Here is a 14,201-nt window from a genome sequence, read left to right as displayed (position 1 = left end):
GGCGCCGATGACAATCGCCTGATAGCTCACGCTCTATCTCCAAACAGTTGCTGCATGACACGCGCGGGATGGGACCGCTCTGCCCATGCCAACTGATGTCGTTCATCGAAGAACCAACCGGGGGCTAGCCTGGCCACAGCATCGACAGACAGCTCGATAAGCTGCGTGAAGCGGGCGACATCATCCTGCCGCAAAAAGTAGAGCGCGGCAGAGTAGTAGTGATGGGCACGCCCCTGAGCAATGATCACGGGATCAGCACCGAATGCCGCCGCATTGTCACAGGCACGCAGCAGATCGCGCAGCGACTGTTCACGACGCTCAGCCGACTTGCGGGTTTGCCCGCCAAAACTCTGGGTATGGAAGCGATAGCGGCCCAATAATTCGGGGATAAAATCCAGCGTCCCCGGATTGTGGGAGAGGTTCAAGATGTGCCAGGGATAATCGAGGATGATCTTGCACCCCTCATCGATGGCATCAGCCATGCCGTCATAACGACGGAACATGATGGAGCTGGCATTGACGAAGACCCCGAAGCGGATCAACGCCTCCCGCGTCATCACGGGTTCGAGGTAACGGGCGTTGTAGTAATCGCGGGTGAAGAGCTTGATCCGAGCATCGGTCTCATCATCAAACATCTCCGCCTCGTGATAGCAAAGTGTGCAGCCGGGGTGTGCGTCCAGATAGTCGGCCTGACGCTGCAGCTTGCCCGGCAGAGCCAGATCATCCCCGTCGACATAGGCGATATATTCACCGTCCGCCTCTCTCAACAAGCGTTTCTGGGTTTTAGCCAACCCCATATTTTGCGCGTTCTGTAGTGCCCGTAGCCGAGGCCACAGTGACGCCAACCGCTGCATAATGGACCAGGAGTCATCGCTCGAGCCGTCATCAATGGCGATCACCTCGAATTCGAAATCCGTTTTTTGTTCCAGCAGGCTAAGCAGGCAAGGTTCAATGAAGCGCCCGAGGTTGTATACCGGCACCAGTACGCTGATTTTCATAAGGAAACCCAGGATTTGAGTAAAAAAGAAGCAAAACAAAGAAAATGGACAAGGCTACCGCACGGTCTCTGTCAACCTTTCCTGCCCTTCATCACAATAATTACTGCAAGAGCTGTGCCTGACCAAGCTAATTGATTGATATAACTTGATTTATGTGACCTGGAATCCACTATTCAATGCGGGCAAGCTGACGGCTGCAGGCCACCAGCATGTCGATGCCGTCCCAGAGCCATTCGAATGCCAGCGCTTGTCCCGGACTTGCCACCCTATCGATACGACAACCTGGCGATACCAGGAGCGCATGCTCAAGCTGCGTTTTATCCGGGCCAACCCAGACACAGGTCTGCATATCCCAAGGCTGTAGCAGCAACTCATCAAGGTTATCGGCAACAAATTCGGCGACTGTACCTCCTCCGATGTGTGCAAGCCGCAAAGAGGCGGTGGGAGTCAATAAGGTGACGCCAGAAAAGGTCTCCAGCTTCATCTGGCCATCATGGGCGGCATTTTGTTGACTATTGATAAGGCGTTCCATCATCAGGGAGGGATTATCTGCAAATGGAGCGAAGATCCCTTCAAGCAGACAACGGCGCAACGCACTGGTGGGAGTGCCCAGCCAGCAAATGGTGGTGGGTGAGGCGCAGGCTTGTTGATTGAAACGGGTAAAGTCTTGTTGCAAAGCCGCGACCACTTGCCGCCACGCAGCAGCATCCAGGTTAGCGAGCCATTGGCTATCCAACACCGCCATGGAGCGGCGATCCGGAAACACGATTTCCTGAGCGCGGGGTGAGAGCGGAATAGCCCGTACCCGGCTGATGGTTTCATCACCTCCCCAGATAATACGAAGCCGACACCGGGCCGACAGCCAGGCGGTGATGCCCTCGTCGTGGTCATAACGGATAAAACGGGTACGGGAGGCAATCTCTTGCCACTCGGGCAGAGAGAAGAGCTCGTTCAGGATGGCCAACATGGCCTCTTGCACAGGGTCGATGCGCGATGAGAGACGTACCACGGACCCATTGCCCATCAGCAGCGCCATGATCCAGGAGTAGAATGCAACGGTCGGCACGTTGGAGGGGACCAGATGAAAAACCATCCCCAAGGGTGCACGCCCTGCCATGCGTTTGTGCTGTACCTCAATCTGGCGCGGCCGCAACCAAAAGCCAAAGGCGACCAGATCCGGGTTCTCTCGCCCCTCCTTCAGCAGACGTGCAGAGAGCGCAGCCACAAAATCGCAGATGACGGGCGCAAAGCTTGGCAGCGGGCGAGTGACAAAACCTTGCCAGCCGCTGACGGGAGCCGCGAAAGCAACCTCTGGCCCCGCTTGCCACGCGGCATCTTCTACATCTGACCGGCTCACTGGAAAGTGTCGCTGCATCCCCTCACCTCTGCGCCTTGCTGACGTCCTGATACCTGAAAATAACGGCCACGACGGCCGCAGGGGCAATCATCCTCCCCCAGCAGCACACCAAGATCCTCGCTGAGCAAACTGTGGCCGGGATAACTTTGGGGAATGGCGGAGATCACCTGCAGCAAGCCGGGTTGGCCGACCCCGAGTGGTCGATGAGTCAGCGGATCCCGCACCAGCAGATCGGCAAAGAGGGGAGCATGAAGATGGCCATGCTCACACTCGACAAACACCGACCCCACCTGCTCCACCATGCCGTAGAAGTTATGCACCCGCTTCAGCCCCAGCTGTTCATGGCAGCGCTGTTTGAAGGCAGGATTATCCACCGCGAGGTGTTGCAGCTTCTTCCAGCCACCGCTGTGAAAAAGCGTGCCCTGCGTCAGCTGCAATTGCAGACCGCGCTCACGCAGCGGTTCCAGCAAACATTGCCATACCATGAAGGTAAAGCCGAACAACAGGACCGGCTGGCCCGCATATTTGTCACAAAACGCCTCGATGACCGGCCAGTTGGGCCGCATCTGCTCATCGAGAGCATAGGTATGGTCACGGCCAAGGAAGGAGAGGCCCAGCGCACCGGCTCCGCGGGCTGAAAAGCCGCTGCGGTTTTGAATCAGGGCAGGCTGCTCCACCAGCAGCATGGGCAACCGTTGCTTGCCGACAAACTCTTGCAGGATCTTCACCAGCACCTTGCTCTGCAACGCGGCGGTATCCCGATCCAGCACAATGCGTGACGGCGTTCCGGTAGTGCCAGAGGAGGTGAGCACCTTGAACACGTCTTCTTGCGGCACACTCTGCCATTGGTCCAATTTGAACAAGCGGGCGGCCAGATAGGGAAGCTCTTGATAAGTCGAAGCCTGCCCCCAACCAAACGCCGACAGAATATTGGCAAAAGCTGGACACCCCTGCGCATGGCGCTGCGTCAATTCATTCAGGCGAGCAAGGAGCAGCCCACTTTTTTCCTGTTGGGGCAGCCCGAAAACCGGCGCATCAAACAGCCTGTTCATAGCTGCTCCAGTTGTGTTAACAGGGCAGGATAATCAATCTTCATATTGCTGCGTCGTGGCAAATGATGCCGATAAATGCGAACGCTTGATGGCGGCACCATCAGCCAGCGGGCCAGCTCCAGCTGTAGTGCATCACTGGGGCACGCGTCTGCCTCGATGGCTACCAGCAGGCGATCATCGAGGCCGGTCGCAGCGCAGGAATAGCCCCTCCCCTGCAACCAGGCTTCCACTTCAGCCAAGCTCACCCGTTTGCCAAACAGCTTCAGGAAACGGTTGAGCCGTCCGGTCAAATAGAATCGGCCCGCCTCATCACAACGAGCCAGATCGCCAGTAAAGAGCGCATCCATATCACGCCCCCGAGCCAGATCTTCAGGGAGCTCCGCATAGCCCAGCATCACGTTTGGCCCTTGGTAGACTAACTCCCCTTCCCCGTCGGGAAAGCCGGGCTCATGACGCAGAGAGAGACGCCCGCCCGGTACGGCACGTCCAATGGCATCCGGGGCAATCATCACTTCATCGTGTGCCAACCAAGCGATGCGCGGCGCCGCTTCGGTCTGGCCATACATCACGAAAAAACGGCGTCCCAGCAAGGAGGCCTGCTCGGCAAACTTTTTTGCCAGTGCCGGCTCAAGTCGTCCTCCGGCCTGGGTCAGAGTCATCAGGCTGGGATAGCGGGCCCACTCAAAACGCAAGCGGTTTAGCATCTGAAAGGTAAACGGGACCCCCGCCACGCTGGTGACCTGATGGCGATTTACCTCATCCCAGAAGTGGCGCTCAAGGGGACTGGCAGTACATGAAACCAGAGAGGCGCCAGCCAAAAGATGGCTGTTGAGCACCGACATACCGAAGGAGTAAAAAAGTGGCAACGAGGTGATGGCGCGCTCACGCCCGTTCAGCGCCAAGTATTCGGCGATGGCCGCGGCATTGGCATCAAGATTGGTTCGCGACAATCTCACCCATTTGCAGGACCCCGTGCTGCCCGACGTGGGCAGCAGCATGGCCAGCTCAGGGTGAAGTGAAGGCGCATCGCCAAGATGCGCAACAGCCCCATCTTCCAATACCCGCAGGCTGACACCAAAGCGCTGGCACTGCTCATGGTGCAACCGGGCATCCTGTGCAGGATCGGCCAGCATGATGGCGTGGCCATCACGCAGGGCCAGCAAGTAGTGAAGCAGATGCAGGGTGGACGTCACAAATGGCAGGTAGACCAAATGACGACCTACGGGATAAGTGGTGGCCAACTGCGTCACACGCCGGGCCAGCTCACCATAACTGAGCCACCCCTCTTGCGGGTCTCGCCAGGCGGGCTCGCTGTTACCCTCAACCAGATGGGTCAGCAAATCAGGCCGGTTCAAATCACCATCCCCCCATCGACTCCAATCACCTGCCCGGTCACATAGCTCGACAAGTCGGATGCAAGAAACAGGGCCACTTTGGCCACTTCATCTGGCGTGCCAATCCGTCCCATCGCGATGCTGGCCACCCGCTCGGCAAACTTCTCTTGCGGGATAGCATGCGCCATATCGGTATCGATAAAACCCGGGGCAATGGCATTGACCCGGATCTGGCTGGCGGCCAGCTCCTTGGCTAGTGACTGGGTAATACCGATCACCGCAGCTTTGCTGCCGGCATAGCTGCTAAGCCCCACAGCCCCCACTTGCCCCATCAGGGAGGCGAGATTGATGATGCTGCCGCCACCGCAGCGTTGCATCAGGCGCGCGGCATACTGGCTGCAGTAGATCACGCTAAAGGTATTGTTGCTGAATGTCTTTTGCAGATGGGTCTGGTTAGCCATCCCCAATAACGCCTCTTCCAGCATGCCGGCATTGTTGACCAGCACATCCAGCGATCGGCTCTGGGTAAAAAGCTGTTGAAAGGCCTGCTTGACCGCCGACGGGTCAGCCACATCAAAACAGAGAGGCTGGCAGGGCACGCCAAACTCGGTACCAATCGTGGTCGCCAGCTGGCTCATCGTCACCTCATCACGGCCTCCCAGCCACAGTTCAGCCCCCTGAGAGGCAAACTGACGGGCGATGGCAAGACCGATGCCACGCCCGGCACCGGTGATCAACACCCGCTTGCCCTGCAACAGCCCCTTCATCAGAAAGCGACCCCGTACTTGACCAGGATCTCGCGTGCCTTGGCGACTGAACTCATGTCGATAATGTCATCGGTGTCGAGCAACACGCCGTAGTTATCCTCCAACTGGGCAATCAGCCCCATGTGGGCTACAGAATCCCACTGCGGGATGCTGTTGTAGGCCAACCCATCGCTGACGCTGCCGATATCAATACCCAGCGCCTCGGCAAAAACCTGTTCCAATGCGATTGTCATCTGAAAAATCTCCGTAGCCGCTCACGGGCGGCATAGTAATTCGCCGGCAGCAGTTCCAATGCAAAAAATCCGTTCTCTTGTCCTATCTGGCTATAACCCAGTTGTTCATTCAAGCGTAGGGCAGAGCGATTGTTCTCCCGAACCAGAGTGCGAATACAACCGATGTGCAACTCATCAAAACCCTGATCAAGCTGGGATAAGGCAGCAGCAACGGCCAACATGGGATGCCGCACGGTTGAGTTGCCCAGATAGAGCCCCGCATCGGCGATCGCCTGACCCTGCAGCTCGCCCTGAGACTCACCTTTCAGATTGACGTAACCCGCTCGCACGCCCTTGCACCAGAGCACCCAGTGCTGCTGATCCAGCCGCTCACGGGTGGCGGCAAACCATTGGCGCTGTTGCCGCGGTGAAATACGCGTCTGGGATACCATCTGCATTCGCACCTCATCCTGATTGCGCCAACGCCGCAAAGCAGGAAGATCCCACAGCGCTATCGGGCGTAGCTCAACGCCATAACTCATCTTCAACGCCATCCAGTTCCATGACCCGTCTCTCTTATCGACCACACTGCTGCCATTCCGTAGCAAAAATCGATAATACAAGCAGAAAAACCAGTATAATATCAAAAATAATCAAAGAGTTGTCATCGATTATCCTGGCTTTGGCCAGTCATTAATCCAGCAGAGAGAGCCCATCATGGCCATCGCCATTATCCCGGCCCGGGGTGGCAGCAAACGCATTCCACGCAAGAATATCCGCCCCTTTTGTGGCCAGCCCATGCTCGCCTATGCCATCCTGGCGGCGCAACAATCAGGCTGTTTCAACAAGGTGGTGGTCTCCACCGATGATGAGGAGATTGCCGAAGTTGCTCGTCAACTGGGCGCGGAAGTGCCATTTCTTCGGCCTGCAAGCCTCGCCGATGATCACACAGGTACCACCCCTGTGGTGATCGACACTATCCAGCGGCTCGATCAGTTAGGCATCCAGGCAGAGCACTACTGCTGCATCTATGCCACGGTCCCGCTTATCCAAGCCGATGGCCTGAAGGCCGCCTATCAGCGGCTGATCGCAAGCAAGGCCCCCTTCGTCTACACGGTGGCCGAATTCGGCTTCCCGATCCAGCGGGCGGTGCGCATAGACGCGCAAGGCAGGGTCACGCCGTTCTGGCCGGAGCAGATGGCGAAACGTTCCCAGGATCTGGAGCCCGCCTATCAGGATGCCGGCCAATTCTACTGGGGCAGCCGCGTGGCCTGGCTGGGGGGGATCAGCCCGGTGGGCGGGGAAGGGCTCGGCCACATATTGCCGAGGCACAGGGTAGTCGACATCGACACGCCGGAAGATTGGCACCTGGCCGAACTGCTCTATCAAGTGCTGGCCCAAGATGACGTTTAGGGTTGCCTTCCGGCTCGACGCCGGCGCCGAGATCGGGCTGGGCCACCTGATGCGTTGCCTGGCCATCGCCGATCGGCTGCACGCCGCCGGGGCCGAGTGCCACTTCCTCTGCCACGATCTGCCGGCGCACCTGCTGTCGTTGCTGCGGCCCCATCACCATCATCCCCTGAGCGCGCTGGACGCCGCCGGCCCGTTGCCTGGCTTGCAGCCCGATTGGCTGGTGTTTGATCACTACCAGATTGACCAGCGGCTCGAAACCCAGCTGGCCGCCCACTGCCGCCGCGTGCTGGTGATCGATGATCTGGCCGACCGACCGCACCACTGCCAGCTACTGCTGGATCAGGGCCCCTTGCGCCGCACCGCCGATTACCAGCCGCTCACCCCAGCCGATTGCCGGCTGCTGCTGGGCACCGACTATGCCCTGCTGCGCCCCGCCTATCGCCGGCTGGCGCGGCCACACGCCAGTCAGTGGCAACGGGGCCTTGTCTGCTTTGGCGGCGCCGATCCCGCCGGCGCCTGCCTCGTCACCCTCAACAGCCTGGCCAAGCTGCCCTGGGCCCGCACCATTAGCTGGACCCTGGTGGCGGGCGGCGCCAACCCCTTCTGGCCCGAGCTGGAACAGAGAGTGGCCGAGCTGGCCGACCTCGATCTGGTGCTGCTGCGCCAGAGCGACCAGATGGCCGACCTGATGAGCCGGCACGACTTCGCCATCGGCGCCGCCGGCGGCATGACCTGGGAGCGGGCCTGTCTCGGCCTGCCGACCCTGGCAGTGCCCATCGTCGACAACCAGCAGTTCAACGACCAGGTGATCGCCCGCTTTCAGCTGGCCGAGCGGCTGACCCTGAGCGAGCTGGCCGAGCCTGAGCGGCTGCTGCAGGCCCTGCACCGGCTTGAACAACAGTCAGACGACTACCGCCGCCGTGGCCAGCAGCAGGTGGACGGGCTGGGGCTGGATCGGCTCACCGCCCGGTTGCTGCAACAATCGGATTATCAACTGTTACCAGATGGCCAACAGTGGCAACTACGCCATGATGACCGGCCGCTGCTCACACTGACGCTGAACGGTCAGCAGCTGACATGGCAGGCCACCCGGCCACTGCAACCAGCGGAGTGGCAAGAGCTGGCACATCGCTTGCAAACAATTTTCTCCCAATTTCCCCTCTATCTTGCCGAGCCACCGCAGATAGCGCCCCCTGCCCCCTGGCAGTTGGCGCCGCAAGGCTGGCAACTTGGCACAGGAGTCTGAACACAGATGCAGATCGCCCATCAATCCATCGGCCCGGCGCAGGCTCCCTACGTGATCGCCGAGCTGTCGGCCAACCACAACGGCAACCTGGATCGCGCCCTGGCCATCATGACCGCCGCCAGGGAAGCCGGGGCCAGTGCGGTCAAGCTGCAGACCTACCGGCCCGACACCATCACCCTCAACAGTGATCGGCCCGAGTTCCAGATCCACGGCGGCCTCTGGGATGGTCGCAACCTGTACGACCTTTACGAGTGGGCGCACACCCCCTGGGAGTGGCACCAAGCACTGTTTGCCAAAGGGCGCGAGCTGGGGCTGACGGTCTTCAGCAGTCCGTTCGACTTCAGTGCGGTGGATCTGCTGGAATCCCTCGACTGCCCGGCCTACAAGATCGCCTCCTTCGAGCTGGTGGATCTGCCCCTCATCCGCTACGCTGCCCAGACCGGCAAGCCGCTTATCATGTCCACCGGCATGGCGAACGAGGCCGAGATCGCCGCCGCGGTCGATATTGCGCTCAAGCATGGCAACGGCCAGCTGGCCCTGCTGCACTGTGTCAGCGGCTATCCGGCGCCGGCAGCCGAGTACAACCTGCGTACCATCCCCATGTTGCGCCAGCGCTTCGGGGTCGAGGTGGGGCTCTCCGATCACACCCTCGGCTCTGCCACCGCCATCGCCGCCACCGCGCTCGGGGCCACCCTGATCGAGAAACACTTCACCCTGGCCCGCGCCGACGGCGGACCGGATTGCGCCTTCTCCATGGAACCGGCTGAACTTACCGAACTGGTAGCCTCGGTCAATACCGCTCATGCCGCCCTCGGTGTGGCAGATTACCAGCTCACCGCCAGTGAACAGGGTAACCGCGCGTTTCGCCGCTCCCTCTATCTGGTCAAGGAGATGGCCGCCGGCGAGCAGCTCACCGCAGCGCATATCAAGTCGGTGCGCCCCGCCCTCGGCCTGCCCCCGGCCGATTACGATCGGCTCATCGGCAAGCGGGTCAACCGCAGCCTGAGTGCCAATCAACCGCTGAGCTGGGAGTGGATAGATAACGATGAGTGATGATCTCTTCAACCAGCACGGCAGGCTCATCAGCCAGCGCTGGCCCGCCCTCTGGCCCCGCTTGCTGGCACAGGACGTTGAAAGCCTGCCGGCCGAGCTGACCGAAGGGCTCGGCTCCACCCTAAGCCTCCACGGCATCCAGCTCACCAGCCGGCACGATCGGGTGAAAGAAGCCGAGCAGCAGGCCGCCAGCCTGCCCGAGCAGCCGGTGCTGCACCTCTACGGCACCGGGCTCGGCGATCTGCCGCGCGCTCTGCTGGGGCGCAGCAGCCTCAAGCGGCTGGAAGTGAAGATCATGAATGGCGCCCTGTTTGCCCTGGTACTGCGGCTGCTAGACCAGCAGGACTGGCTGACTGACCCCAGGGTCGAGCTGATGATGGCCGGCGACGAAGGGGAGGTGCGGCTGCCCTTCTTCGCCCTGCCGCCCGAGCTGCTGCTGGTGGAAGATGCCGCCGCCCGCATCCGCGACCGGCTGGTGAGTGAAATCGACTTGCCGTTCGCCCGGGCTAGGTTCGACGCCGAGCACCCCGACATCACCCGGCGGCTGGCCGAAAACCGCGATCTCCTGGCCGGCGACGGCGATGTGGCCTCCCTGTTCGGTCTGGCTCAGGGCAAGCAGGCGCTGATCGTGGCGAGTGGCCCAACCCTGCAGCACAACCTGGCCACCCTGCAGGCCCAGTTGCAGCGCCGTCGGCAGGATTACCTGCTGATCAGCGTCGATACCGCGCTGGCGTTTTTGCTCAGCCACGGTATCCGGCCCGACATCGTCGTCACCATCGATGACGCCATCCACGGCAACCGGCTGCCCGCCGCCCAGTCGGCCCAGACCACCCTGGTCTATTACCCCACGGTTCCCACGGCAGCCCTGCTGGCCTGGCAGGGGCCGCGCAAGACCGCCTACTCCCGCAGCCCCATGTATCAGCAACTGCGGCAGACGCTCCCCAAGGGCGTGCTGCACTCGGGCGGCAGCGTCATTCATCCCGCCGTGGATCTCGCCGTGCAGATGGGTTGCCACCAGGTCATCCTGCTGGGTACCGACTTCGCCTTTCCCGGCGAGCTCACCCACTCGGGCTGGGCCGACGGTGCGCTCGGTCCCAGCGCCGCGCTGGCACTCAGCTGGGCCCTCGACGGCCATGGCCGGCGGGTCAAGACCAATCCGAACTTTTCCGCCTACCGCACCGAGCTCGAGCGCTACATAGCGCGCCACCCCGAGGTGCAGTTCTGGAACTGCAGCCGGGAAGGGGCGGAGATCGCCGGCTGCCGCTATCACCCGGAGTACGTGCAATGAAAAACGGCCAGATCACCCGCCTCACCGCCCTGGCACACCAGTTTCGGCTGGGGCAGTCGGTCGCCGCGAGTCAGGCATTGCCGGAACTGCTGCAAGAGGTGCTCACCGAGCAGGGCAACCTGCCACCCGGACTGGTAGCTGCCCTGCTGCAGTGCCAGGAGCGCCAGGACTGGCTGGGACTGGCCGACTACCTCGAATATGAAGTGGTGCACTGCCTGTCGACCCCGGCCGGCGAAACCACCACAGGAGACCATTGATGATAAAGGCCATTTCCAACGCCTCCGAGCAGGAGCTGTCACGTCGCCAGACCTTCAGCGAGTTGCTGCACGCCAGCCCGCTGCCTGCGGCCGAGCTGCAGAACAACCTGGGCCTCTACCTCAAGCGCCAGTCGCTCTCCCGCATCCTGTTCATGCACGAGCTGTATCAGAAGATCGTGCCAGTCCACGGTGTCATCATGGATTTCGGTACCCGCTGGGGTCAGAACCTGGCGCTTTTCTCCTCGTTTCGCGGCATGTATGAGCCTTACAACTACAACCGCAAGCTGGTGGGATTCGATACCTTCAGCGGCTTCCCTTCCCACGCTCCGCAGGATGGATCGGATGCGTCCATCCAGCCCGGAGCCTACGGCGTCACACCCAACTATGAACAACATCTAGCGCAGCTGCTCGCCGCCCATGAGGCGGAAAGCCCGCTGGATCATATCGTCAAGCACGAGCTGGTGAAGGGGGATGTGACCGAGACGCTGCCGGCCTATCTGGCTCGTCAGCCGGAGACCATGGTTGCGCTGGCCTATTTTGACTTTGATCTCTACGAGCCGACCCGCCGCTGCCTCGAGCTCATCAAACCGCACCTGACCAAAGGATCGGTGCTGGCATTCGATGAGCTCAACTGGCCCGCCTTTCCGGGAGAGACCCTGGCCCTCAAGGAGGTGCTGGGGCTGGATCGCTACGCCATCCGCCGCACCCCGCACAACCCGGGGCCAGCCTATCTGGTGATCGAGTAGTCCGGTTGCGGGCTGAGGCGACGCAGCAGCCCGGCATCCAGCAACATCCGCGCCAGCGGCTCCACCCGCCAGAACGGCGCCCCTATGGTCTCGGCAATCTCGAACAGGGTCAGCCTGCCGTCGCTATAGGCCAGCAGATTCATCATCTCCCGCACCTGCCAGCCCGAATAGCGGGTCGACAAATCCGGGTAGAGCCCCCGCTTGCCGAGCTGGGGTTCGCCCAGCACGGTGACCTCGCAGCGCTCGTCCAGCTCCAGACACTCGATGGCCCGGCGCAGCGCCATGAAGCCGCCCGCCAGACCGGCCGGCGTCACCAGCGAGAGGTCATCGAGCGAGGTGTGGTACTCGGCATAACAGCCGTATCGGCTGCGCATCACCGAGGTGACCGGCAGATCGATGCCGGGCGCGCACAGCTGCCGCTCGTTGGAGCCCCGCTCCAGGAAGCTGTAGGCTTTATAGCCCGGTGCCAGATGGCCGAGCACATGGCGACCGATGCGATCCGCCAGCGTGTTGCCCTGGCGGGAAGGCAGGAAGGAGTAGCCACGATCATCGCCAAGGCAGGTCAGATTGAACCCGGCCAGAGTACGCTGCTTGAGCTGGTCCAGATGGCGGGAGAGATAGACGATGGCCCCCAGGGTTTCAGGGACCAGCATCAGCCGGTAGCTGTAGCGACGTGTTGGCAGTGACGCCAGCCAGGCCATCAGGAAGACGCCAACGCAGGGGCCGGAGAGCTCGTTGTTGGCCATGGAGGGGTGGCAGGTGTAGCTCGACAGCAGGATCTCCTGCTCGCTCTCCCCCGGCAGCACCCAGTCGCCATAGGTGAGCGAGCCCGGTGCCAGGGTGGCATCGATCACCACCTGATATTCCCCCTCCGGCAGCGCCTCTCGCAGCCGATGGGGCAGACAGAAGCCCCAGCGGCGCTTGTAGTAGGAGGTCACATAGGGAATGGCGTCCGGCTGCTCGGGCAGAGAGTGAAGATGGGGCTGCAGCTCGGCCAGTGAGAGGGTGCAGCGCACCGGCTCCGAGTAACCGACCAGATGCAGGTTGTGGTCCTGGAAATCCACCACCCTGCGTCCATCCGGCCCCACTATGTAGGCCTCCCGCACGTTCCACTCGTCAGGCACTGTCCAGTCGAAGCACTCGGTGCCGCTGGCCACTTCATGGATCTGCAGCCCGGGCAGGCAGTGCTCGCGCCACAGGGCCAGCGACTGCCGAACCCCGTCCCCGGTCAGGCTGCGATTGAGCGGAAACAGCAGGGTGAGCAGCCGATGCAGTTGCTCACCGACTTGTGCCTGGTCGTCCCAGTCGGTGGGCAGATAGCCACTCTTGGGTGAAAAACTCATGGGGTGGATGCCTCGATCAATTCGACAATGTGGCCAAGGGGGCTCAGGAAAAACTGGACATGGGCGCCGCCAAAGGCGATGGCAGGCTGGCTGGGCCCTAGGGGAAGATGACGCTGGGCCCGCAGTTTTTCGGCAGCCATTGCCAGGTCTGCCACCTCATAAGCCAGATGATTGAGCAGGTTATGACGGGTACGTAGCGCCTGACTGACGGGGCTATCATCACTGGCCGGTGCAATCAGTTCATAGCAAATCCCCGCATCATCATAAGCAAAACAGATATGCACCCGCTGCAACGGATCGAGCACCGGCTCGCTAAAGCGGGAAAGCCCGAGGGTCTCGCCGCAATAACGTACGCCAAGATCCAGTTCGGCCACCACCAGTCCAATATGGTGCAGTTTCATCTCCCCTCCCTGATAAGCGCATGGGGGTGGACAGCGATCAGCTCTTTTGCCACTGCGGCAAAGTCGGCGCAGCGAACTGCCCAGACAGGTAACCTGCCAAATAACCCCTGGTGCCATTTGTCCTGATTTTTAAGGGCTTCAACCAGACGGGAAAGATCTATCTCGCTGGCCAGATCGAGTCTTCGCACAAAGTAGTCACAATACCAGGGGCGCACCATTCCCTGCTCGCGGACATCCCCCTCAAAACGTTTCATAAAGCGATAATCGACACCTAGTTGCTGCTCGACATAGTGGGTGAAGGTAATGCGATCGGGATGACAGGCAAAACCGGCAATCCAGCCATCGTGAGCCGCCAACCAGGCGAAGGGGCTCTCTTCACCAAAGCAGTCATGACCCCCTGCTGCAACCACCTGGTCACGCCCCGCTCCCCATACCGCAACGCTGAAGATAGGATCGCGGGTCCGCGCAACCCCTGGCAGAGTGCGAAACTGCTCCGTCATCAACCCGACTTCACTGGGGGATGTCGCCCTGTCGAAACAGCTCTGGCGAGTCAGGCTATACGTGAATGTTGGCACCAGCAGAGTGCCCTCGTTTCCAAGCCACTCCTGCATCCCCAACCAAAAAGCATGCATGCCGGCTTCATTGCCCCGTCCAGGAAACTGGGCCACAGCCATGGCGTCAGTGTGAACCATGATAGCGCTCCCTCGCGCGATCCCAAGGGAGCCAAGAACATG

16 protein-coding genes are annotated in these 14,201 nt (G+C 61.0%); 6 read left to right on the top strand and 10 right to left on the bottom strand.

From position 1 onward, the window contains the following. Nucleotides 1-26: 26 nt before the first annotated feature. The 7 genes from I6L35_RS14300 to I6L35_RS14270 form a co-directional block, all read right to left on the bottom strand. Entirely contained in the window at nucleotides 27-998 is a 972-nt protein-coding gene (locus tag I6L35_RS14300) for a glycosyltransferase family A protein (RefSeq protein ID WP_254204464.1), read from the bottom strand. A gap of 169 nt (nucleotides 999-1,167) precedes the next feature. Then, a complete protein-coding gene (locus I6L35_RS14295) occupies nucleotides 1,168-2,373 on the bottom strand; it encodes an acyl-CoA reductase (protein WP_216978527.1) in 1,206 nt (401 codons plus the stop codon). Further along, nucleotides 2,352-3,407, bottom strand: coding sequence for an acyl-protein synthetase (locus I6L35_RS14290; protein WP_216978526.1), 1,056 nt, complete (start codon nucleotides 3,405-3,407; stop codon nucleotides 2,352-2,354). Before I6L35_RS14290 ends, I6L35_RS14295 begins: the two co-directional genes overlap by 22 nt. Beyond that, entirely contained in the window at nucleotides 3,404-4,762 is a 1,359-nt protein-coding gene (locus tag I6L35_RS14285; RefSeq protein ID WP_216978525.1) for an AMP-binding protein, read from the bottom strand. The genes I6L35_RS14290 and I6L35_RS14285 overlap by 4 nt, the downstream gene beginning before the upstream one ends. Continuing rightward, a complete protein-coding gene (locus I6L35_RS14280) occupies nucleotides 4,759-5,508 on the bottom strand; it encodes an SDR family NAD(P)-dependent oxidoreductase (RefSeq protein ID WP_216978524.1) in 750 nt (249 codons plus the stop codon). Before I6L35_RS14280 ends, I6L35_RS14285 begins: the two co-directional genes overlap by 4 nt. Further along, complete coding sequence (locus I6L35_RS14275; protein WP_005346661.1) at nucleotides 5,508-5,741, bottom strand: acyl carrier protein; 234 nt, start codon at nucleotides 5,739-5,741, stop codon at nucleotides 5,508-5,510. The genes I6L35_RS14280 and I6L35_RS14275 overlap by 1 nt, the downstream gene beginning before the upstream one ends. Further along, nucleotides 5,738-6,274 carry a GNAT family N-acetyltransferase gene (locus tag I6L35_RS14270; RefSeq protein ID WP_216978523.1) on the bottom strand — a complete coding sequence of 179 codons (537 nt, stop codon included), beginning with the start codon at nucleotides 6,272-6,274 and terminating at the stop codon, nucleotides 5,738-5,740. The genes I6L35_RS14275 and I6L35_RS14270 overlap by 4 nt, the downstream gene beginning before the upstream one ends. A gap of 163 nt (nucleotides 6,275-6,437) precedes the next feature. Here I6L35_RS14270 and pseF point away from each other — a divergent pair, with 163 nt between their 5' ends. From pseF to I6L35_RS14240, 6 genes are read left to right on the top strand one after another with little or no spacing between them, the layout of a single operon-like run. Further along, a complete protein-coding gene (gene pseF, locus I6L35_RS14265; protein WP_216978522.1) occupies nucleotides 6,438-7,133 on the top strand; it encodes a pseudaminic acid cytidylyltransferase in 696 nt (231 codons plus the stop codon). Continuing rightward, nucleotides 7,123-8,379, top strand: coding sequence for a UDP-2,4-diacetamido-2,4,6-trideoxy-beta-L-altropyranose hydrolase (gene pseG / locus I6L35_RS14260; protein ID WP_216978521.1), 1,257 nt, complete (start codon nucleotides 7,123-7,125; stop codon nucleotides 8,377-8,379). The genes pseF and pseG overlap by 11 nt, the downstream gene beginning before the upstream one ends. Before the next feature lie 6 nt (nucleotides 8,380-8,385). Continuing rightward, on the top strand, nucleotides 8,386-9,432 hold the full coding sequence (gene pseI / locus I6L35_RS14255) for a pseudaminic acid synthase (protein WP_216978520.1): 1,047 nt from the start codon (nucleotides 8,386-8,388) through the stop codon (nucleotides 9,430-9,432). After that, nucleotides 9,425-10,720 (top strand): motility associated factor glycosyltransferase family protein, encoded by a 1,296-nt coding sequence (locus I6L35_RS14250; RefSeq protein WP_216978519.1) that lies wholly within the window; start codon nucleotides 9,425-9,427, stop codon nucleotides 10,718-10,720. Before pseI ends, I6L35_RS14250 begins: the two co-directional genes overlap by 8 nt. Continuing rightward, entirely contained in the window at nucleotides 10,717-10,977 is a 261-nt protein-coding gene (locus I6L35_RS14245) for a hypothetical protein (RefSeq protein WP_069527728.1), read from the top strand. Before I6L35_RS14250 ends, I6L35_RS14245 begins: the two co-directional genes overlap by 4 nt. Further along, on the top strand, nucleotides 10,977-11,723 hold the full coding sequence (locus I6L35_RS14240) for a class I SAM-dependent methyltransferase (protein ID WP_216978518.1): 747 nt from the start codon (nucleotides 10,977-10,979) through the stop codon (nucleotides 11,721-11,723). Before I6L35_RS14245 ends, I6L35_RS14240 begins: the two co-directional genes overlap by 1 nt. Here I6L35_RS14240 and I6L35_RS14235 read toward each other — a convergent pair. Genes I6L35_RS14235 through I6L35_RS14225 form a run of 3 tightly spaced genes read right to left on the bottom strand, consistent with a single transcriptional unit; the run spans nucleotide 11,705 to nucleotide 14,159 of the window. Then, the gene (locus I6L35_RS14235; protein ID WP_216978517.1) at nucleotides 11,705-13,066 is read right to left on the bottom strand and encodes a DUF4910 domain-containing protein; all 1,362 of its coding nucleotides are present in this window, start codon (nucleotides 13,064-13,066) and stop codon (nucleotides 11,705-11,707) included. The genes I6L35_RS14240 and I6L35_RS14235 overlap by 19 nt on opposite strands. After that, nucleotides 13,063-13,467 (bottom strand): VOC family protein, encoded by a 405-nt coding sequence (locus I6L35_RS14230; protein ID WP_216954011.1) that lies wholly within the window; start codon nucleotides 13,465-13,467, stop codon nucleotides 13,063-13,065. Before I6L35_RS14230 ends, I6L35_RS14235 begins: the two co-directional genes overlap by 4 nt. Then, entirely contained in the window at nucleotides 13,464-14,159 is a 696-nt protein-coding gene (locus I6L35_RS14225) for an AAC(3) family N-acetyltransferase (RefSeq protein ID WP_216978516.1), read from the bottom strand. Before I6L35_RS14225 ends, I6L35_RS14230 begins: the two co-directional genes overlap by 4 nt. Nucleotides 14,160-14,201 lie beyond the last annotated feature (42 nt).

This window comes from Aeromonas sp. FDAARGOS 1405 (assembly GCF_019048265.1).
Taxonomy (GTDB): Bacteria; Pseudomonadota; Gammaproteobacteria; order Enterobacterales; family Aeromonadaceae; genus Aeromonas; species Aeromonas veronii_A.
Note: the sequence above shows the minus strand (reverse complement) of the source record. Positions and strands in the feature narration are given on the sequence as shown.

Coding starts and splice junctions, on each gene's coding strand:
- I6L35_RS14270 (WP_216978523.1), bottom strand. CDS start 6,274: ATGGCGTTGAAGATGAGTTATGGCGTTGAGCTACGCCCGATAGCGCTG.
- I6L35_RS14225 (WP_216978516.1), bottom strand. CDS start 14,159: ATGGTTCACACTGACGCCATGGCTGTGGCCCAGTTTCCTGGACGGGGC.
- I6L35_RS14290 (WP_216978526.1), bottom strand. CDS start 3,407: ATGAACAGGCTGTTTGATGCGCCGGTTTTCGGGCTGCCCCAACAGGAA.
- I6L35_RS14275 (WP_005346661.1), bottom strand. CDS start 5,741: ATGACAATCGCATTGGAACAGGTTTTTGCCGAGGCGCTGGGTATTGAT.
- I6L35_RS14235 (WP_216978517.1), bottom strand. CDS start 13,066: ATGAGTTTTTCACCCAAGAGTGGCTATCTGCCCACCGACTGGGACGAC.
- I6L35_RS14300 (WP_254204464.1), bottom strand. CDS start 998: ATGAAAATCAGCGTACTGGTGCCGGTATACAACCTCGGGCGCTTCATT.
- pseG (WP_216978521.1), top strand. CDS start 7,123: ATGACGTTTAGGGTTGCCTTCCGGCTCGACGCCGGCGCCGAGATCGGG.
- I6L35_RS14245 (WP_069527728.1), top strand. CDS start 10,717: ATGAAAAACGGCCAGATCACCCGCCTCACCGCCCTGGCACACCAGTTT.
- pseI (WP_216978520.1), top strand. CDS start 8,386: ATGCAGATCGCCCATCAATCCATCGGCCCGGCGCAGGCTCCCTACGTG.
- I6L35_RS14230 (WP_216954011.1), bottom strand. CDS start 13,467: ATGAAACTGCACCATATTGGACTGGTGGTGGCCGAACTGGATCTTGGC.
- I6L35_RS14280 (WP_216978524.1), bottom strand. CDS start 5,508: ATGAAGGGGCTGTTGCAGGGCAAGCGGGTGTTGATCACCGGTGCCGGG.
- I6L35_RS14240 (WP_216978518.1), top strand. CDS start 10,977: ATGATAAAGGCCATTTCCAACGCCTCCGAGCAGGAGCTGTCACGTCGC.
- I6L35_RS14295 (WP_216978527.1), bottom strand. CDS start 2,373: ATGCAGCGACACTTTCCAGTGAGCCGGTCAGATGTAGAAGATGCCGCG.
- I6L35_RS14250 (WP_216978519.1), top strand. CDS start 9,425: ATGAGTGATGATCTCTTCAACCAGCACGGCAGGCTCATCAGCCAGCGC.
- pseF (WP_216978522.1), top strand. CDS start 6,438: ATGGCCATCGCCATTATCCCGGCCCGGGGTGGCAGCAAACGCATTCCA.